Here is an 18,704-nt window from a genome sequence, read left to right on the forward strand (position 1 = left end):
TATGCTTTTTTTCTGCTGATAACTATAAACAAAATTAATTATTCGTTTGTTCGCGTGAGATAAACGCGAACAATTTATTTTTGTCCAAAGTCCAAACAGCAATTAGGCAAGAGTTACCTGGAGACGCTCTACTTTATCATTGATTGCTATTTTGCTTTCAGGAAGGGTGCATTTCCCACACAACAAGTAGCTTTCACGCCAATTAATACTGAAGATAAAAAACTCTCTTCAAGGACTGCAACTCCATTTGCAGAGGAGGAAGAAGAAGATTCTGATGTTGAAACATTCAGCCTTGACTTTGATTTGTAACCGTCAAAGGAAGTTGGCAACGGTAAAGATGGGGAATTAGCCTTAAAGGTGGAGAGGGAAATGGCACACTTGTTTTGCGTAAATTCCTGGTCTTCCTGGATGAAAGGGTATAGGGTATAGCGTCTGGGGCGTAGGAAAGGAAGAATATGTTGTCCTATTTTATACACTAAAATTCAATTTTATTAACACTACATCCAACGCCTACCCCCAACAAGATAGCCCTTTGCGGCTGTAACCGATATCTTGTAATCTATTTTGTAAGCCTGACAATCTTATAAAGAAATATCATCGTTCAAATCTTCTAACTTTAGCAAAAGATTTACAATGAGAAGAGAAAAAATTTTCGGTATATTTCTTGGCTCTGCACTATTACTTGGTTCTTTACCTTGTGTCGCAGTTGCACAGACTGAGCCTAGCGCAGTTCCATCTAAAATTAATGGTAGTACTGCCCAATCCAAAACAGTAGTTGCACGTATTTGGCATGGTCAAACACTTACCAATAAAGCAGACGAATATTATAAATATTTAACTGAAGCTGGAATCAAAAAAATTCAATCGATTCCTGGTAATCTTGGAGCGCAAGTATTTCGTCGTACTAATGGCACAATTACAGAGTTCACTGTCATCTCTTATTGGGAGTCACGCAATGCTATTCGTGCCTTTGCTGGAAATGACATAGAACAAGTACACCCTCTGCCCAAAGATAACCAGTATCTGATTGAACCCGAAACTAAGGTTAAACATTTTGATGTCTTGCTAGATCAGCGTCAATAATAATTAACTTGATTTTTAATTTACCAATTTCTCTGAATCCAATTAATTATTATATCCTTAAAACTTAAATAAATAATTAATAATAACAGGAGAAACTGCTCAAATTGAATAAGCGGATCTAATCGCCAACCTTGCATAATTAATATGATTCCACACAAAAATAGACAAATTGGTGCTAATACTCCTTGGATAATGTAAATTGTTAAAATAGGAATTGTTAATGTATTTTTTCTTTGACTTAACCAGCCGAGCATTAAAGTTACATAAATAACTGCTAAAACTAGATAAAGAGTTCCAATTAATTTGATTTCAATTAATCCAGTTGATCTAACTCCAAAAGTAACTTGAGCTAAAGTGAACATTTCTGAAAAATCCTAATTCTTTATCAAGTTTTAGACTTGCACTACTCAATGTTTTTTATTTTTCGCACCCAATTCCATCTCCATCTCGGTCAAATCTGTGAGGGTCAGGTTGCAATACTCTAAACCTTCTTTGGCTAATATCTCGGCAATTTAAGTCTGGTGAATTCTTTGGAATGCAAAAATCTGGGTAAGAGGGATCGCAGTTATTCTGTTGCTGCGGTTGAATCGCCTGAGAAGTTGTCTTTTGGGTAGCTCTGTGGCGGAAGTCCCAAGGCATCACAGGATTAGCCTGACTCCAAAATGCTAAACGCTGTTGTTTGGCGGTGTTTTCACCCTGCAACAAACTATCTTTAGATTGTGGGCAATCTTTGAGGTACTGACGATAGACCACAGCCTGACCCTCTTGCACCATATTGAGGTTGACGCTGCGATTCTCGACAAACACCTCTGCAACCAAGCGCTTGTATTTGTCAGTTTCAATAGCACGTAGGGTAATTCCTTGTCCCACTGGCAGTAATTGTTTGAGTCTTGCTGATGATTGCTGTCCCCAAGGATTCTGTTTCATCTCTGGTGCATCAATGCAAGCAAGGCGGACTGTTACAGTTTTGTTACCAGTTTTCACCCGTATGGTGTCACCGTCACCTACGCTTACAACTGTAGCGGTAAGATTGTTGGCAAATACGGGTAACGACATTTGAGCTAAAAGCAAAGCCCCAACACCAATCAAGCGAAGTTGAAAAACCATTTGTACTAAAAGTCACTCTTACTTACTTTAGGATTCCCAATTTCAGCCAAGCGATCGCTAGTTAACTCACAAATTATTTTTATGTTTTAAAGTAGAAAATAGTTTCATTGAAAGTGATTGTTAGTACCAATGAAAGTTTTAAGGTTAGTCCTACCAGTCTTGTTGCTGCTAGGCACGCCTGCAATGGCAGTTGAGTTCAAAGGGCAAAATATTGATGGTCAAAAGCTGCCTGCTAGAGCTTACTATTATGCAACTGGTGGTCTTTACAAAGTTCAGGTCAGCTTTCACAACAAGCGGGCCACAATTTACTTTGATGACGGCAACCAAACAACTATACAGTTGAACCAACAGGTAATTACTGACTCAAACAATATTGAAGGTTTTGGAAAAATAGGGCAATATCCTGTAAGTAGCACGTTCAGTGTTGGCTTGGTGTATGACAATAATTGGTTTGGCAGCAGTGATAGTCAATTGCAACAATCCAATGCGCTAGATGGGTTGTGGAAAATTAGTTTGGAGTGAAAAGTAATGTTGACTAATTTTCTCCCATCACAAGTTAATCAATTAACAGACCCAAAAGCGATCGCTTTTGCCCAAAGTATTGAGAGAATTGCTCTTGCAACCTCCCTGAGCCAAAACCAAATCCTCACAACCTATATTCAAAAAGGTAGTGGGGGAACACCAATTCTGCTGCTACACTGTTTTGACAGTTCCATCCTAGAGTTCCGTCTTCTGTTGCCATTACTTGCTACTCAAAATGAAACATGGGCAGTAGATTTGTTAGGTTTTGGCTTTACACAAAGGCAAAAAGAAATAAATTACAGTCCAACTACAATCAGAATTCACCTTTACGATTTTTGGAAAACTTTAATCAACAGACCGATAACACTAGTGGGCGCATCAATGGGAGGTGCAACTGCAATTGACTTTACTCTTACTTACCCTCAAGTTGTAAAATCACTAATATTGATTAATAGTTTAGGTTACACTAGTTCTCCCGTCTTTACCAAATACTTGTTTCCTCCTTTTGATTTCTTGGCTGTGGAATATCTACGTCAACGCCACATCTTAGCATTAAATATATGTAGTATCTTACCTAATCTAGATACCAAAATACTTTTGGCTATTCAATGTGCCATGTTACACCAAGAAATGCCTGGTTGGAATGATGCCATGATTTCTTATGTAAAATCTGGTGGTTATAGTGAATTAGCAAATAGAATTGCCCAAGTTGACAAACCAACACTCATTTTATGGGGAGAAACTGATGATATGCTGCCATCTGAAGATGCAGAAAAATTTCAGAAATCTATTGTCAACTCTCAACTAATATTGCTCAAAAATTGCAGTCATACCCCTCAAATTGAACAGCCAAAAATCACATCTCAACATATTTTACACTTTCTGAATAGTGGGAAATTTTAATTTAGTTTAAGAGGATATTTTAAAAGTTTCACTAGGTATGATTTAGCTGTTATGCGCTTAAGTTAGTGTAAAACAGAGAAATTGATACAAAGAAGTCCAATAATAAACTAGAGCATTGCTCTTGATAGCCTTGCTCTCGTGTCGATGCTTTAGGCGATGTCTACGCCAATTTTGGTTTTCGGCTGATAATAGTACGATGACGAGGATCGCTAGCAATTGTAACTGCTTTCTCAAAGCCCACTTGTTCTAATGCAGTTTCAATATCAAAACTATAGTAATCGTCACTCCAAGGCTCTGTACTTTTCATTAGAGTAAAGAGGATAGGTGAAAGGTTTTGAATTACAGAAGATTTAGGATTGTTATCTACTAATGCAATACAACCACCTGGGCGCAGCAGCCGTAATGCTTCTATGAAAATTTCCTTGCTAGCATTATGCGGAAGTTCATGGGTGACAAACTGAAGAGTTATCAAGTCAAAAGAATTAGCAAGTAATCCTGTATTTTCTGCTGTCGCATGTATCCATTTATATATCTCACCATTTCTATCTAAACTTTTGGCAACAGTGAGCATATAAGGGGATAAATCAAGACCAACAGTACAGACAGACTGCTCTTGTTTTTTTTGATAGTAACGATGTAGCGTTAGAGTAGAAATACCCACTGAACACCCTATATCTAGTATATCCCGCACTGGTTGAGGTACATAAGTTCCCAAAACATTGTGAAAACTTTCTCTGAGTCTTTCGTGAGCAGATGACCAAGTTAGGTTTTCTTTAGGCCAAACCCGTAATGCCATTGAATACGTAGCACTAGGAGCTTCAAAAGCTGCTTGCCAGCAAAGATTTCCTTCTTCGTATGCATGAAATGGTACTTGATAGTAATTGGGGTAAACAATACCAGAATTGATTATTGTTGATAGCTGCTGTTTTATCCCCGATGCTTCTAGTTCTTCGTAATTTTTTCTCCAGGGAATACCTTTCTTCTCAGCAGTTTTAATTAATACTTGCCTTGCTTGGTGCTTCATTAACTTATAAATAGGTCTGGTTTGAATCAGTAAGTTAACAAATTTTGAAAGCAATCCTGACCCCGCCCAATCCGGCTTAGTTTTTGTGTTCATTTTTGAGTTTAATAAGAAAGTATTCAATTTATATCAGTAGCAATATTCGTCCACGAATTTGATTGTTTTTACGGGTAGACGCAGCTTTCCTCCCAGTGTCACCATATCTCGATTAAGCCTGCGCTTGTGCAGAGGGGAAAGGACTTGTACAAAAATTCTCCCATACACCTTATAAAACTTGTGATAAATGCGGATTATCACTCCAATATGCAACCAAATAATTTTACTATTGCTGGGATGAAGCTTGATAACAATAAAAGTTAACTTTTTTCTTGGAGAATCGTAAATGTACAATTTTGGTTAGCTACCAGCAAAAGCCTTACCGCCGAGCTTTAATGGAAACCTACGGCGCGAGGGTCGTTGCTAGCCCAAGTACTCAAACCCAAGCCGGACGTAAAATTCTTGCACAAAATCCCAATAGTAATGGCAGTTTGGGGATTGCTATTAGTGAAGCTGTAGAAGTAGCTGCTGCTGATGAACAAACTAAGTATGCTTTAGGTAGTGTTCTCAATCATGTACTGCTACATCAAACTGTGATTGGTCAAGAAGCATTGACTCAATTAGAAATGGCAGGAGATTATCCTGATATTGTTATTGGCTGCACTGGTGGCGGTAGTAACTTTGCCGGAATTGCCTTCCCATTTCTCGGTGCTAAACTGCGAGGAGAACGAGATATACAAGTAATAGCTGTCGAACCTGCTGCTTGTCCATCATTGACTCGTGGAAAATATGCTTACGATTTTGGTGATACTGCCCACTTAACCCCACTTACCAAAATGCATACTTTAGGTAGTAGTTTTGTTCCCGAAGGAATTCATGCTGGAGGCTTGCGCTATCACGGTATGGCTCCCCTTGTTAGCCACATTGTGAATTTGGGATTAGTTGAATCACGTGCTGAATACCAACTCGCTTGCTTTGCTGCTGGATTAACTTTTGCCCGCGCAGAAGGAATCTTGCCAGCACCAGAAGCTAATCATGCTGTCAAAGCAACAATTGACGAGGCTTTACTCTGTAAACAAGAAGGAAGAAGCAAAACTATCCTGTTCAACCTTTGCGGTCATGGACATTTTGATATGCAAGCTTATATTGATTATCAAGCTGGACGGCTTGTTGATACTGAATATAGTACAGAAGAAGTAGCAATGGCCCTGGCAGGATTACCTGTAGTTGATTAGTGACCCAACAATTCCCTTTTTCTTTGTGACGCTCGAAACAACCATACAGTTGAACCAACAAGCGATCGCTCTAGTAAGCTGCTAACAGGTTTGACTCCATCCAGTTGTGGGCGATAATCTACTGGTTTGTACATTCCCATTAATCACCTTGGAACCCAACCAGCTAAATTTATTTTCTGATTTGATCGTCACACCAGCACGCACAGCAGAGACACTGGTAATGAGTCTTGAGGCGCTGTTGAAGTGGAAATCTCAGATTTTTGAATATCAGCATTATGTGAGAGAAAACAAACCACCACAGCAGACGGCATTATTTGACCTTACCCCTAAGCACTGCGACCCAGACCAAATTGATCCACTCTTGCTGCGGCTTGTGCCAATGTCGTTTTATAGGATGCCAGCAAACAGCCCAGGTGATGCGTGTCTCTATTTCATCATTGACTCGGCGGCTGGTTTGATTTTGTATGTGGGGGAAACCTGCCGTAGTAACAAGCGATGGCAGGGTATACACGCCTGCAAAGATTACATCGCCAGCTACCAGGATTTACATTATCACTATGGGTTAAAAACAGCAGTCAACGCCGCATTTTGGTGGGATGCTCCGGTTGAGCGACGCGCACGGCAAGAGTTGGAGTTGAACCTTATTTTGAAGTGGCGCAGTCCATTTAATAAGGAGAACTGGGAGCGCTGGGGGCAGCCTTTTGGGTAGGGTGGCTTATTTATGCTTTATGGCGCTACTTTTTCTTTAAACTGTTTTCCAGCAGAAAACGCAGGCACTTTGGTCGCTGGAATAGTCATTGGCTCATTGGTTTTCGGATTACGCCCTTCACGTTCGGAACGTTCGCGTCGCTCGAATGACCTAAAACCAATGAGCGTTACCTTTTCACCATTAGCTACAGCTTCAGTAACAACTGACAAAAAACCACTGATGATTTGATCAGCTTGCTTTTTTGTGATGTTGGTCTTTGCTGCTACAGCATCCACTAATTCGCCTTTGTTCATAAATTAACCTTGAGGATTGTAAGTAAAGGAAATGTAGCATTAATAACTATTATCAGTAAAGGGGGAAAAGGAGTAATTTTCTAGCAAAACGCGAAAATTAACAATGTACGGCTACTAATTAGGCACTGAGCCAATCCAACCCCCTCACAAACCCAAAGGCATCAATATGTCAAATTATACAGTTTTGACATATTTATCACACAACATTGACATAAGTGTAAATAAAATCTTTAAAAAAAAAGAACTCTTAATTAATGAACTAATCTGTTGGAATTCGGAATGAGTCAAACAATTGTAGATTGCCGATAGCGACGCAGAAAGCGACTGTGCGTATCGTCTTGTAGATTTGAGATTGACTGCACCTACAAGAGATGCAGCTTCTCTGATTTGAGATTGACGATTTGAGATTGACGATAGCGACGCGGAAAGCGACTGTGCGTAGCGTCTTTTAGATTTATTCCGCCCACTTGACTGCTGGGCTTGTACCAAAAACATTCAATCTCCAATCTGCCCTATTCAATCTCCAATCTTCTCGGTCAAAAACCTAACTGACTTAATTACACACAGTTGAGTCAGTAAAAACAATAAACAATCAACTCCCTTTGCCCTGTTTAGATCACTTAGGCGCACGGAAACCGGCAAGTTGTGCTGTTGCTGGGTCTTTAAAACAAATATCCGGTTTGACTTTTTCGTAATCTAAGGTTTTGGGAAGGTGATAAATGTTGCCTCTCTTATTCGTAATTTTGCCTTTTACCTGTGCATCACTTGGGCAAGTTGTTTCGTTTTGTGGTTTCACTCCAAGATTTTGTGCTGCGGCTAAAACTGCTGCTTTATTCGCCGATACTGGCTTCTTAGAGCTAGAAGAAGTTGTATTTCCACCAGGTATAGGACTATAGGCAGGACTAGACGCAGGACTAGACGCAGGACTAGATGCAGGACTAGCTGGAGCAATCGCAGTTGGTGTTTGAGGCGTAGTGGTAGTAGATTCTTCCGGTTTCTGACCACAACTACTTAGCATCAGCACTGTACCTAACGTCAATACCATGCTTAGTGACATTCGTTTAAGTTGATTGTTCATTGCGATTAAATCTTGCTCCTCACCCTAAATATATTTAATTCCCAACATTTTACCCGATACTGACTTCATCACTCGCCACGTCGCTAGCGCTTAAATAAGTGGTCGCCTAACCATAACCAATTGAACATTGGGTGGGATGCAACGCTAAAACTGAACTCTAACACTGAAATAACTACCACTGTCCCTATAATCAGGTAGGTTCAAAAAAGAACCATTCAGTATTACTCATATACCTTTCGCTGGTTACAATATTTATATATTCTGGAAACTTTTATTAGTTCTTATTAGTGAATAAGCTCCGTTTTTACTAACCTCTATTAGAATTTTGAATAATGGGTATTTGGATGATAAATTCTGTACCTTTGCCTGGGGTAGATAAACACTCCAGCCTACCATTATGTTTCTCCGTAATTATTTGGTAACTGATTGATAAACCAAGCCCAGTCCCCTTACCTATCGGTTTGGTAGTAAAAAAGGGGTCAAATATTTTGGCTAGTTGTATTTCTAGTATTCCCAAAGCATTATCTCTAATATGGATAGTAATTATTTCTGGGCTAATTTGTCTGACTTTTCACGGGATGTGGAAAAGGTCATTTTGATGCTTTCCCAAGCCCTGATTTCTCCGTTAGCTATTTTCATTAACTCAGAGTTATTGAGAATTAGCCTGTGGAAAAACCTACGCTTTTTGGGGGCTTGAGGACTTCCCGTGAAAAGTCAGGCTAATTTGTTGGGTACGTATCTGAATTTGAGGTGGAATAGGATTTTTTTCTACTGATTCTTCCAGAGCATCAATTGCATTACTGATGATGTTCATAAACACCTGATTTAACTGTCCAGGGTAACATTCGATGAGGGGTAAATATGCGTATTCTTTTATGACTACAATCTCACCCCGCTGCGGTTGGGATTTCAGACGATGATTTAAAATCATTAACGTACTATCAATTCCTACATTAATATCCGCTAACTTACACTCTGCTTGATCTAGACGGGAGAAATTACGAAGAGAAAGGACGATTTATTGAATGCGGTTACTACCTACTTTCAGAGAATCTACTAATTTAGGTAAATCCTGCTGTAAATAATCGAAATCTATTTCCTCAATTAACTGATTAATTTCCCTATTGCTTTCTGGATATGAATGCTGATATAGCTGCAATAATTGCATCAGGTTATTTATATAATTACTTAAAGGGAATAAATTTCCATAAATAAAACTAATCGGGTTATTAATTTCGTGGGCAATCCCTGCCACCATTTGACCCAGACTAGACATTTTCTCTATTTGAACTAACTGGGATTGAGTCTCTTTTAATTCTTTTAAAGTAGCTTCTAATTTCTTCATCTGTTTTTCAATTGTCTCTTGTCTCAGTGATAATTGTTCTGCCATCTGATTGAAACTTGTTGCCAGTTCTCCAATTTCGTCTTCCGAGAAAATTTCTGCTCTTTCTGTCATTTCTCCTTGGGAAAACTTTTGAGCTACTTGTATAAGATGTTTGACTGGATGAGTAATCGCTCTTCCTAAAATTCTTGCTAATCCAATATTAATTATTAACGTGAAAATGGCGATGGCTGTTTGTAATAATAGACTCTCTCTTAAGAGGATATTTAAATATGTTTCCGGTGTACCCCTTACTAATATTGCCACCGATTGCCCTGCATGATTAACAAGTTTTTTCGCAGCAATAGTATAAGTTTGTCCTTGCAGAGAAATACGCTCAGTCACAATCTGATTCTTTGTGGCGAGCGCACTTGTCAATAGGGATGTAGTTGGTAGTGGTAAATTTAGTAAATATTTTGTTTTTTCTCCTTTCTGGTCTTCATGGAAATGATTCATCTCAATCGCAGCAGTTGCTAACTGCAATTCTCCTCTAGAAGATTGGAAATAAACTGCACTATAACCACCATCTTCTGCATCTAAGGTTTCAGTAACAATAGGTAGTTTTTGATTAACAATATCCCCAGATAACAAAGCAGCGATAACCTGATGACTTTGTGGATCTTTTACTGCTGTAACTGTATAGCGAATTAAGGCTTCTTGCCCTCTAAATTTTGGTGGCAAAGGAGGATTTTCTTTGGCTAATTCTTCCCAGGTAACTATTTCGCTGGTTTTGATTTGGGAAGGTTTCTTAAAAATCTCCGTCAACAATTTTTGTGGGTTAAATATTTCCCCTGTGCGCTCATAATTAGCATTCGCAATAATTCGGAAATCTCGCCCCACTAATGTCGCATATTCTATTTTTCTAGCTTGAATTTCATTCTTCAATATTTTCTTAATTTTCTGTTGCAACTCCGGGCTTAATTTCTGGGATTTATTATGTTCTTGAGCCGCGGTAATAATTGCCAAGTTATCAGATTGTCCTCGAAAACCAAATCCCATCTGATTAACTTTAATATTATAATTAATCTCCGTCACAGCTAGTTCCGACTTGGCCTGGTTGACTAAAACACCTCGTCCACTACTAATAATTAAAATCGCTCCTGTTCCTACCAATCCTAAAATAGAAATTACTTCGGAAGAGAACAAAGCAATTAGCTGTTTCTGTCGAATTGGTAATTTATAAAACGATTTGAAATCAATACCTTTCTTACCCATAGATCCCAGAAATATTAGAGACAACTAAACCAGAAAATATCCTACTAAATTCAAAGCCACAATAGTTCCCGATCTGATATTTATTTTAAAATTGGCATTTCTTGCCAGCATTCTTGACATGATGCAGCCGCCCTGGTCGATTAGACTGTTCAATCACTATCTTACTCTTCAGTTTCTAAAGAGCGAATTAACTCTCTAATTACATCAGTTGCTGGTCTTCCCGTCATTGAGCAGTATTTCTCCAGCTTTTCTGATTCGCTTGATGTGAGATTTATTGTAATTCGTTTAACAGCCCATTTCTTCTTCACGGATTAGACAAGCTCTACTTGGTGGAAACTACTCTTCAAATATCATTCATACAAGCTGTTATTACAAGGGGATAAATCATGATATTATCATCAAGTGCTTATGAAGAAAATGCTATCTTGACTAACCTTTAGTGAAGAAGAAACTTATTTGTAAAAGTATGAAGTTTATTTATTTTTGAATGATAAAATTGTGAATAAAATATGAAAATTAGATGATACTTATGACACTATAAAAATATTTAAATCAAGAAAATATCATAATTTAATTCCCAAACAGGTTACTTATACTTGTCCTTGAATAATTTGAGCCAATTCACTGCGGCTGCGATTTGCTTCTGACCAAAAAGCTACCCAAAAAATAATTAGCATCAACATCGGCATACCTACAAATAGCGCAGCCATATAATTAGGCATAGCCCCTGTCAACGTTATCGGAATGACTGCACCATACCAGGATAAAAACCAGAATCCTAAAAATGCCATCACAAAAGGATGTATCCTCATTTGTACATGAATCAAGGTTTGGTGAGATTCTACTTCAAAGCGTCCTCGAATCACTGGTAAAAACGAGTTCCGATAGTGAATTATGCGACTGATTTGAAACCCTGATTCCGAAATGGTTCCTTGATAAGGGAGGTGTTTCTTAGAGAATCTAAATACTTTTGTCGGTTCAACTTGTGCATTCAGTCGTTGCAGAACTATAGGCAGTTCATCAGGTGTCAGAATCGTAAAGCTATTGTCGGGTAATACTTTCATGTTGATTGAGGTTGCTGACTGAGAATAAAACCTCGATAATTTGTAATATGAATCCTCTTAGTTTTAGTTTATTCAAAACCTGACTTTTCACGGGAAGTCCTCAAGCCCCCAAAAAGCGTAGGTTTTTCCACAGGCTAATTCTCAATAACTCTGAGTTAATGAAAATAGCTAACGGAGAAATCAGGGCTTGGGAAAGCATCAAAATGACCTTTTCCACATCCCGTGAAAAGTCAGATTCAAAACAGGGTCTTGTTTTCAGTTTTCCCTCAGCAGTAGCTTTTCTAACACAAAAGCTCCCAAACCGAATCTTCGCGCCAGATTTCCTACCAACGCCCCACATCAGCAGAACTTTCGGCAGTAATAGAGAAAATCGATTGGCTACGCTTTGCTTTAAGAGCGATGTCTACGACGGGCTGTCCGGTGTCGCCACTTTATCCATCCCCAGATTTCCTTACTCAGCAACCCATCACCAGCAACCATGTCTGTTGGCTGCTGTCAGAAGAAGCTCAAAGTCGCGGATGCCTGGGGTTGCCAAGAAATAGCCAGTAGGTCATCTTTTTTAGTGAAAGGGGCGTTTGCATGGGAATACTTTATATATATATTAATTGCAACAAATAGAACTCTTATAGTATGAGCTATTGTACTAATATTGATTGCCTGCGTCCGCAAAATTCTGAAATCTCTCGTTTTTGTAATAGTTGTGGTCAGGAATTGTTACTCAAACAGCGATATCGCCTACTCGCTGTCATTGGACGCGGTGGCTTTGGGAGAACGTTTTTAGCTATTGATGAACATCTTCCAGAACAACCCAAATGTGCAATCAAACAGCTATATTTTCAAGAGGAAAACACTGAAATTTGGCACAAGGCAGTCAAATTATTTCACGAGGAAGCACTTCGTCTTAATGAATTAGAACACTCTCAAATACCCAAATTACTAGCGCAATTTGAACAAAATAACAAGTTTTATATCGTCGAAGAATTAGTAGATGGACAAACACTCGCCCAGGAATTACAACAACAAGGTGTTTTTCAAGAACCGCAAATTTGGGAAATATTAAAAAGTTTATTGCTCACACTCCAATTTGTCCATTCCAGACAAGTAATCCACCGAGATATTAAACCGGAAAATATTATGCGTCGTTCGGTTCGAGGAGACTTAGTTTTAATAGATTTTGGAGTTGCTAAACTCGCCACTAATACGAGGCAACTTCATACAGGCACAATAGTAGGTAGTCCAGAATATATTGCTCCCGAACAAATGCGAGGAAAGGCATTACCAGCTAGCGATCTGTACAGTTTGGGTGTAACATGTATTTACTTACTCACCAATGTTTCTCCCTTTGATTTGTTCGATATTACTAACGATTGCTGGGTATGGCAAAAACATTTACCAGCAAACAATACTGTTAGCGTTCACCTCTGTGAAATCTTAGATAAACTTTTACAAAATGCCGTTTCTCAACGCTTCCAATCTGCAACAGAAGTATTGCATACACTAGAGCAACAACCTAAGAAATTGCTAAATATTTCTAATTGTCAGACAGTAAGTACTATTAATTACACACATTTGCGTGGTTTATTAGCAAAAGGAAAATGGCAATCAGCAGATCGAGAAACTTGGGAACTAATGTCTCAAGCACTAGCAAAGCCTAGAGGTAGTTATATATTTAGTAGTGATGTTGAAAAAATTCCTTGTCCACATTTGCAGACTATTGACCATTTATGGGTGAATTCCAGTCAGGGACGCTTTGGTTTTAGTGTACAGACACTTATTTATAAAAACGTCAATGGAGATTATGGTATTTTTTGTCATCAAGTTGGTTGGTATATATACAGTTATACTTCTGCCAACTCGGAATTTGATTTTAGTCTCAAAGCACCAATCGGTCATTTACCCTCACGTATTTGGATTGGTGGTTCTCAACCGTGGCGATACCCCAATGCTTTAGCTATAAAACTAGCAGCTTGTAGCATTAGTTAGTGGGATTGAATGAATGGACTATAGAGTTCACGTATCTAAATGCTTAAGTACCGAATGGCACGCTTGTTAAGCTGAAATCTGCTTCATGGCAGGGTGTTGGGGTAGCAGGGTAAGCGCATCTCAAACCCTATTGACACGGTAGTTTTGGGGTTCAACCAAAGCACAAATAAGTTCAAAATTACTACACTGAGCCAAGGGGTGGGATTGACATTTTCGTATTTATGTGGCTGAAAATATAAAAAGCTATTTGACCCATGTTTTTTCAATCATTTACGACAAATCGTCCTATTTTGAACGAAAAATTGATATTTAGATAGAGTTTAAAGCTTTTTGTCTGTATCAAGGGCTACAAAATTAGATGCGCTTACCCTGGTTGGGGTAGTGCTAAGAGACATTCAATGGACGAGTCTGAAACTAGCTCTACTCTTCTTAATTCACTACACCCAAACCTGAAACCCCACAAAGTCGCCGATGTCGTCTTTTATAATATTGTTTTATTTCATGTCTTAACTCTTAATCTAAATAAATTCTGGCACAAATGAGCGAAGTCCTTCTTGTAGTAGATATGCAAAATGGTTTTATGCCTGAAAAATGCAGACATATTATTCCTACTGTCATTAAACTAATTGAGCGCTTTTTAGAGGCTGGTAAACTCGTTGAATTCACAAAATTTATCAATACTGCTGACAGTAATTATGTGAAGCTAATTCATTGGTCAAGCTTGATATATGAACCAGAAACGAGCATTATTGATGAACTTCAGCCATATATACATAATATTTTTGACAAACCTTATTACTCGGCATTTACGGAAAATTTTTCGAGTTTTATTTTGATTAATCAAATCAGCAAAATATATCTTTGTGGAGTTGAAACTGATAGCTGTATTCTCAAGACAGCAATTGACTCTTTTGAGCGCGGTATTGAACCAGTAATTATCGACGATGCTTGCTTTAGTGCTGGTGGTCAGCAAGCGCATGATGCAGCTATTTTCTTACTCAAACGTAATATCGGAAAAAACCAAATTCAGATGAGTAATCAGATTCTTGAGAAGATATCATAAGCTGTTCCACAGAAACTATCCATTGTGAGAAAATGTTCACTTGACTTCAAATAGGCACGGATTCAAGGAGTAACAGCGATGGAAACGCGATTTTTAGGAAAGTCCGGTCTTAAGATTTCGGTTCTCAGTTTCGGTACAATGACATTCGGTGGTAGCGACTTCTTCCAAGAAATTGGGGCGACTCAGGTAGACGAGGCGCAACATCTGATTGATATTTGCCTTGATGCAGGTGTCAATATCTTTGACACAGCAGATGTTTACTCGAATGGACTTTCTGAGGAGATTCTTGGTAAAGCTCTAGGAAAGCGTCGAACTGACATAATTATTGCAACTAAGGCTTATGGTCGTATGGGAAAAGGAGCAAATGATACTGGATTGTCACGTTATCATCTGATTCGAGCCTGTGAGGACAGCCTACGTCGATTAAACACAGATTACATCGACCTCTATCAAGTTCATGGTTTCGATGCTCTAACTCCACTAGAAGAAACGCTTCGCGCCTTAGATTCACTTGTACGTAGTGGCAAAGTTCGCTACATTGGCTGCTCTAATTATTCAGCTTGGCATTTAATGAAGGCGCTGTCTGTATCAGAGCGTTTGAGCTTGGTGCGATCGCTCCCTATCTGTAAGTCCTAGCCCAATCGAGGAAAATCAGAGGTAGACAGTAGAGAAGCGGATGCCGCCTACAATACGTTGGCTCATGCTGATTTCTAACCTTTGTAATGCCAATTTCAAGATGATTCGTTTTTTGCGTAAAACATGGAATTTGAGGTGAATAGTATTATATAACGGTATTTACTATGGATAAACCGGGGACAACACTAAAAGTCTCCTATATAATTTGCTTCTATCAAAAACTGCTCTAGCTTTCGTCTAGGGCAGTTTTATATTGCACGGTAGAAGCGTTCGTTATTACCTGGGTTCATGCGCCAATTTCAAGAAAAGATTTCGACACACCTGGAAGGAACAGGTACAGCTTATTACTTAAAAATTATTTTCCGGCGTTGACACAACAAGAAAATTCTGGCTGTGGTGATTGAAATTCTTGGATAAAACTTTGAGCCACTCTTAGAGGGTGGCTTATTTTTTCAACATATTGCGGGAGTCCTCACGTTCTCTGCGGTCAGTAAGTTGTTAGAAAAGCCTGTACTATGGGAAAACTTGAACTAAGAGGTTGTGTTAAAGACTTCAGAGTGTTCGTCAACAAAACAAATTATCTCAGACAGAAAATAGTCATGAATCTTTTCTTAAAACTTGATAAAAAACACAATTCAAGGCTCTATTTTTGCTAGTATTTATTCCTTTTGTCTGGATTATATTGCCACCATTTTTAGATAATTTATTCCCTTTAAATTTTAGTAATGAAAGTTGGGATACATCATCAGTAGGACTGGCTTCAATTGGCATGATGACTCGTGGTCAGCAGAGATACTTTTTAGAGCATAATGGCATTTTTAGTAAGTCGATTCCTGAAATAGACATTGCTCTTAAAGAACAAATGTCAAACTCATCAAAAAACTATAACTATTCTATAAAAATAACCTCAAACTCTGTATTCAATTATGCAAATCCCCGACGAGAATATGTAAAAAAGGGATGGTTCGTAAAAATACCAGTAATAGGTTATGTTAGTGGTGTTTTTATTATACCTAATACTAAAAATTCTAAAAATAAACTAACAACTTTCGCAATTATATGTCAAAACAAATTACCAGGCACTATCCACTTAAGCGATCCGATTTATCAAAATGGTATTCTTACTTGTGGTTCGGGAACTATAAAATTGCAGAAACCCAAATAACTTGCCACTAGAATTTCTCAAAAATATCAGCAGAATCGAGCTAGCATTTAATAATCATAATCGGAGGACTGAAGTAGATAAAATCTCCAGTTCACTGATGGATTTTCAAGGACAAAATCCACGATTATATCAATTCGTATGCGAACACAAACGAGATTTTAGTTTGGCAGATACAGTACTCTCACTTGCCCAAAGTTGGAAGTTTGAAACCCAGATGAATAGCTCAAGCGCAAGACTCTAATAACTTTCCAAACATTCTTTTACGGGTGGTTTGGTGCAGGAATTTTCCACTCTGTAATTCCGTCCTCTGTTGCACTAAACAAAGTCTTGCCATCCCTACTAAATACCATTGCCCCCGACCAGTTGCTAACATCGGGCAGAGTTGCTTCCATATTTCCTGTTACTAGATTCCAAACCTGATATGGTTTATATCCTCCACCAGTAATTAAAGATTGCCCATCAGGACTAAAGGCGATGGTGATCTGCGGAAAATAGAAGCCCCCAAAATCCTGCAACAATTTTTCTGTTGTCAGGTTCCACACTTTTACCTGCTTGGCACTACCACTAGCGAGCAACTGACCGTCACGACTAATGGCTAAAGCAGATACTGCACCATAATGTCCAGTCAAAGTGGTGCGCTTTCGTCCAGTTCCCAGATCCCATACAGTGATGTGATTGCTCGAATCGCCACTAACCAAAGTCTTGCCATCTGGAGTCAGCGCCAAAGTTATTACAGCATCCGGTGTTTGTACCAATGTGCTTGTTAATTGTCCAGTCGCCAAATTCCATATCTTAATGGTATTGTCGGAACTCGCACTTACAATTGTTTGCTGATTGGGTGTGATCACCAGTGCATTTACAACTTCAGAATGCCCTTTGAGCGTAAATTTGAGTTTTCCCGTCGCTAAATTCCACACCTTAATGGTCTTGCCTAAACTCCCACTCACCAAAGTCTGACCATCAGCAGAAAGCGCAAGGTCATAAATATCATTCGCGTCTCCTTTGAGGGTTAATTGAGGCTGCTGACTTGGCAGATGCCAGACGCTAAAGCTTTTGCCACCGCCGCCCACTAAGGTGTGACCATCAGAAGAAAGGGCGATCGCTTCTGCTACTCCACTTAACTTCCGCACTACTGTCAAATCGCAATACTGGGAATGAGGCTGCGACAACTTGCAGATATTCGTTGCTCGGTAACTGCTCCAGAAATATGCTCCGACTTGTATCAAAAAAATTATAATCGCTACACCACGCAGCAACCATATCTGTTTTTTGCTCAACCAGTTGTCTAACATCAGCTCTGTTCTCTTTTCGGTAGGTAGTTGAATTGATCGCAAACAGGTTATGGGGTATAGGGTGTGGGATGTAGCGAAAGACTCTTCAAGTCACAAGCTGCATTAGTTGCTGCTGTATCTTCCCCACCGGAGCTGTGCGATTTTGTCAGATCCGCTAAACAACGTGCGATCGCTTCCAAAATTTTTTCGCACAGTCCGATCAGTATCAACGCTAATAATCTCACTTTCATAATGCTCTTTCTCTATCTGACATCACCTATTACCAGGGTTTTGATGCTTCTGAGTTTGAGCGTAGAAACAAATTTACTTGTTTATGCAAAATATTTAATCTGATTTTGACTAGGGAGAGTTGACGTTTAAAAGGAAGTAACAGAGCATTCAGGCTGATTCAGGATTTTTCTAGAACCAATTACTGTTCAAGAGAAATATTGTCCGAGTAGATATGCCATCTACTATAATACTTATGCTGCTTTTGCAAAAGATTTACCCAGTTCAAACATACTGAACAGCCAGTGATGCCATTCTTTATAAGTGATAAATACTTTTAAAACTGATTCCAAATCAACATCCAAATCCCTATTTTGAATGTCAATAATTGTCTGATAGGTCAAATCCAAAGCAATTCTATCGTCCTTGGCAAACGGCTTAAACTTTCCATTCAGGGAATTATTCAGTTGAGTTATTCTCTCTCTTCCTACTTTACCGAATGGCACTAAGAAAAGCGGAAACGCTTATCAATTAAGCAGTTTGTAATTGTTTACGTAATTCATGCCGGGGTTTGGTCATCAAGGGGTAAATTTTGGGGCGACGTTTACGAACTCGTTGGCATGGAAACAGTTGAACCATCTATTACCTTTACATTGCGACCACACCATAAATGTTCTTGGGTCACTTTCGCTTCTAGGTTTTGTGCCGAGA

22 protein-coding genes and 1 pseudogene are annotated in these 18,704 nt (G+C 38.8%); 11 read left to right on the forward strand and 12 right to left on the reverse strand.

The window, feature by feature from the left end; all coding sequences use genetic code 11:
• Positions 1-72: 72 nt before the first annotated feature.
• Together V7K67_RS34630 and V7K67_RS29570 are read left to right on the forward strand one after the other, a co-directional pair.
• Positions 73-309, forward strand: a complete 237-nt coding sequence (locus V7K67_RS34630; RefSeq protein WP_442943962.1) for a hypothetical protein — start codon at positions 73-75, stop codon at positions 307-309.
• 324 nt (positions 310-633) lie between these two features.
• The gene (locus tag V7K67_RS29570) at positions 634-1,083 is read left to right on the forward strand and encodes an antibiotic biosynthesis monooxygenase family protein (RefSeq protein ID WP_335169569.1); all 450 of its coding nucleotides are present in this window, start codon (positions 634-636) and stop codon (positions 1,081-1,083) included.
• 20 nt (positions 1,084-1,103) lie between these two features.
• Here the strand turns inward: V7K67_RS29570 and V7K67_RS29575 are convergent, their stop codons facing one another.
• Both V7K67_RS29575 and V7K67_RS29580 read right to left on the reverse strand, forming a co-directional pair.
• Positions 1,104-1,445: a Ycf66 family protein gene (locus V7K67_RS29575; protein ID WP_335169571.1), complete on the reverse strand. Its 342-nt coding sequence runs from the start codon at positions 1,443-1,445 to the stop codon at positions 1,104-1,106.
• Between the two features lie 55 nt (positions 1,446-1,500).
• Positions 1,501-2,190, reverse strand: a complete 690-nt coding sequence (locus V7K67_RS29580; protein ID WP_335169573.1) for a thermonuclease family protein — start codon at positions 2,188-2,190, stop codon at positions 1,501-1,503.
• A 129-nt stretch (positions 2,191-2,319) separates the two neighbouring features.
• Between V7K67_RS29580 and V7K67_RS29585 the strand changes: the two genes are divergently transcribed.
• Both V7K67_RS29585 and V7K67_RS29590 read left to right on the forward strand, forming a co-directional pair.
• On the forward strand, positions 2,320-2,712 hold the full coding sequence (locus V7K67_RS29585) for a hypothetical protein (RefSeq protein WP_335169575.1): 393 nt from the start codon (positions 2,320-2,322) through the stop codon (positions 2,710-2,712).
• A gap of 6 nt (positions 2,713-2,718) precedes the next feature.
• Positions 2,719-3,615: an alpha/beta fold hydrolase gene (locus V7K67_RS29590; protein WP_335169577.1), complete on the forward strand. Its 897-nt coding sequence runs from the start codon at positions 2,719-2,721 to the stop codon at positions 3,613-3,615.
• A gap of 160 nt (positions 3,616-3,775) precedes the next feature.
• Here the strand turns inward: V7K67_RS29590 and V7K67_RS29595 are convergent, their stop codons facing one another.
• Positions 3,776-4,732 (reverse strand): class I SAM-dependent methyltransferase, encoded by a 957-nt coding sequence (locus tag V7K67_RS29595; protein ID WP_335169579.1) that lies wholly within the window; start codon positions 4,730-4,732, stop codon positions 3,776-3,778.
• 296 nt (positions 4,733-5,028) lie between these two features.
• Here V7K67_RS29595 and V7K67_RS29600 point away from each other — a divergent pair, with 296 nt between their 5' ends.
• A complete protein-coding gene (locus tag V7K67_RS29600) occupies positions 5,029-5,907 on the forward strand; it encodes a TrpB-like pyridoxal phosphate-dependent enzyme (RefSeq protein WP_335169581.1) in 879 nt (292 codons plus the stop codon).
• Here the strand turns inward: V7K67_RS29600 and V7K67_RS29605 are convergent.
• Positions 5,904-6,041 (reverse strand): hypothetical protein, encoded by a 138-nt coding sequence (locus tag V7K67_RS29605; protein ID WP_334775928.1) that lies wholly within the window; start codon positions 6,039-6,041, stop codon positions 5,904-5,906. The genes V7K67_RS29600 and V7K67_RS29605 overlap by 4 nt on opposite strands.
• A gap of 14 nt (positions 6,042-6,055) precedes the next feature.
• On the opposite strand from V7K67_RS29605, the gene V7K67_RS29610 reads away from it, so the two are divergent.
• Complete coding sequence (locus V7K67_RS29610; RefSeq protein ID WP_334775929.1) at positions 6,056-6,616, forward strand: GIY-YIG nuclease family protein; 561 nt, start codon at positions 6,056-6,058, stop codon at positions 6,614-6,616.
• 17 nt (positions 6,617-6,633) lie between these two features.
• On the opposite strand, the gene V7K67_RS29615 is transcribed toward V7K67_RS29610, so the two are convergent.
• The 5 genes and pseudogenes from V7K67_RS29615 to V7K67_RS29645 form a co-directional block, all read right to left on the reverse strand.
• Positions 6,634-6,909 (reverse strand): HU family DNA-binding protein, encoded by a 276-nt coding sequence (locus V7K67_RS29615; RefSeq protein WP_335169583.1) that lies wholly within the window; start codon positions 6,907-6,909, stop codon positions 6,634-6,636.
• 616 nt (positions 6,910-7,525) lie between these two features.
• A complete protein-coding gene (locus V7K67_RS29620; RefSeq protein WP_335169584.1) occupies positions 7,526-7,987 on the reverse strand; it encodes a sunset domain-containing protein in 462 nt (153 codons plus the stop codon).
• A gap of 307 nt (positions 7,988-8,294) precedes the next feature.
• Positions 8,295-10,583 (reverse strand): annotated as a pseudogene (locus V7K67_RS29635) (sensor histidine kinase).
• 161 nt (positions 10,584-10,744) lie between these two features.
• Positions 10,745-10,891, reverse strand: coding sequence for a ribbon-helix-helix protein, CopG family (locus tag V7K67_RS29640; protein ID WP_334705780.1), 147 nt, complete (start codon positions 10,889-10,891; stop codon positions 10,745-10,747).
• A 282-nt stretch (positions 10,892-11,173) separates the two neighbouring features.
• Positions 11,174-11,647, reverse strand: coding sequence for a hypothetical protein (locus V7K67_RS29645; protein WP_334705779.1), 474 nt, complete (start codon positions 11,645-11,647; stop codon positions 11,174-11,176).
• Between the two features lie 203 nt (positions 11,648-11,850).
• On the opposite strand from V7K67_RS29645, the gene V7K67_RS29650 reads away from it, so the two are divergent.
• The 5 genes from V7K67_RS29650 (at position 11,851) to V7K67_RS29670 (ending at position 16,494) form a co-directional block, all read left to right on the forward strand.
• Entirely contained in the window at positions 11,851-12,189 is a 339-nt protein-coding gene (locus tag V7K67_RS29650; RefSeq protein WP_335169590.1) for a hypothetical protein, read from the forward strand.
• An 88-nt stretch (positions 12,190-12,277) separates the two neighbouring features.
• The gene (locus V7K67_RS29655) at positions 12,278-13,630 is read left to right on the forward strand and encodes a serine/threonine-protein kinase (protein ID WP_335169592.1); all 1,353 of its coding nucleotides are present in this window, start codon (positions 12,278-12,280) and stop codon (positions 13,628-13,630) included.
• A 538-nt stretch (positions 13,631-14,168) separates the two neighbouring features.
• Complete coding sequence (locus V7K67_RS29660) at positions 14,169-14,693, forward strand: isochorismatase family cysteine hydrolase (protein ID WP_335169594.1); 525 nt, start codon at positions 14,169-14,171, stop codon at positions 14,691-14,693.
• Positions 14,694-14,771: 78 nt separating this feature from the next.
• On the forward strand, positions 14,772-15,329 hold the full coding sequence (locus tag V7K67_RS29665; RefSeq protein WP_335169596.1) for an aldo/keto reductase: 558 nt from the start codon (positions 14,772-14,774) through the stop codon (positions 15,327-15,329).
• A gap of 649 nt (positions 15,330-15,978) precedes the next feature.
• On the forward strand, positions 15,979-16,494 hold the full coding sequence (locus V7K67_RS29670; RefSeq protein ID WP_335169597.1) for a type IV pilin-like G/H family protein: 516 nt from the start codon (positions 15,979-15,981) through the stop codon (positions 16,492-16,494).
• A gap of 260 nt (positions 16,495-16,754) precedes the next feature.
• Here V7K67_RS29670 and V7K67_RS29675 read toward each other — a convergent pair whose 3' ends face one another.
• The 3 genes from V7K67_RS29675 to V7K67_RS29685 form a co-directional block, all read right to left on the reverse strand.
• Complete coding sequence (locus V7K67_RS29675; protein WP_335169599.1) at positions 16,755-17,786, reverse strand: WD40 repeat domain-containing protein; 1,032 nt, start codon at positions 17,784-17,786, stop codon at positions 16,755-16,757.
• 47 nt (positions 17,787-17,833) lie between these two features.
• Entirely contained in the window at positions 17,834-18,016 is a 183-nt protein-coding gene (locus V7K67_RS29680; RefSeq protein WP_335169601.1) for a hypothetical protein, read from the reverse strand.
• Between the two features lie 231 nt (positions 18,017-18,247).
• Entirely contained in the window at positions 18,248-18,499 is a 252-nt protein-coding gene (locus tag V7K67_RS29685) for a hypothetical protein (protein WP_335169603.1), read from the reverse strand.
• Positions 18,500-18,704: the final 205 nt, after the last annotated feature.

Origin of the sequence: Nostoc sp. (assembly GCF_036917155.1) — a bacterium.
Classification (GTDB): domain Bacteria; phylum Cyanobacteriota; class Cyanobacteriia; order Cyanobacteriales; family Nostocaceae; genus Nostoc.

Coding starts and splice junctions, on each gene's coding strand:
- V7K67_RS29570 (WP_335169569.1), top strand. CDS start 634: ATGAGAAGAGAAAAAATTTTCGGTATATTTCTTGGCTCTGCACTATTA.
- V7K67_RS29575 (WP_335169571.1), bottom strand. CDS start 1,445: ATGTTCACTTTAGCTCAAGTTACTTTTGGAGTTAGATCAACTGGATTA.
- V7K67_RS29580 (WP_335169573.1), bottom strand. CDS start 2,190: ATGGTTTTTCAACTTCGCTTGATTGGTGTTGGGGCTTTGCTTTTAGCT.
- V7K67_RS29585 (WP_335169575.1), top strand. CDS start 2,320: ATGAAAGTTTTAAGGTTAGTCCTACCAGTCTTGTTGCTGCTAGGCACG.
- V7K67_RS29590 (WP_335169577.1), top strand. CDS start 2,719: ATGTTGACTAATTTTCTCCCATCACAAGTTAATCAATTAACAGACCCA.
- V7K67_RS29595 (WP_335169579.1), bottom strand. CDS start 4,732: ATGAACACAAAAACTAAGCCGGATTGGGCGGGGTCAGGATTGCTTTCA.
- V7K67_RS29605 (WP_334775928.1), bottom strand. CDS start 6,041: ATGTACAAACCAGTAGATTATCGCCCACAACTGGATGGAGTCAAACCT.
- V7K67_RS29615 (WP_335169583.1), bottom strand. CDS start 6,909: ATGAACAAAGGCGAATTAGTGGATGCTGTAGCAGCAAAGACCAACATC.
- V7K67_RS29620 (WP_335169584.1), bottom strand. CDS start 7,987: ATGAACAATCAACTTAAACGAATGTCACTAAGCATGGTATTGACGTTA.
- V7K67_RS29645 (WP_334705779.1), bottom strand. CDS start 11,647: ATGAAAGTATTACCCGACAATAGCTTTACGATTCTGACACCTGATGAA.
- V7K67_RS29650 (WP_335169590.1), top strand. CDS start 11,851: ATGACCTTTTCCACATCCCGTGAAAAGTCAGATTCAAAACAGGGTCTT.
- V7K67_RS29655 (WP_335169592.1), top strand. CDS start 12,278: ATGAGCTATTGTACTAATATTGATTGCCTGCGTCCGCAAAATTCTGAA.
- V7K67_RS29660 (WP_335169594.1), top strand. CDS start 14,169: ATGAGCGAAGTCCTTCTTGTAGTAGATATGCAAAATGGTTTTATGCCT.
- V7K67_RS29665 (WP_335169596.1), top strand. CDS start 14,772: ATGGAAACGCGATTTTTAGGAAAGTCCGGTCTTAAGATTTCGGTTCTC.
- V7K67_RS29675 (WP_335169599.1), bottom strand. CDS start 17,786: ATGTTAGACAACTGGTTGAGCAAAAAACAGATATGGTTGCTGCGTGGT.
- V7K67_RS29680 (WP_335169601.1), bottom strand. CDS start 18,016: ATGAAAGTGAGATTATTAGCGTTGATACTGATCGGACTGTGCGAAAAA.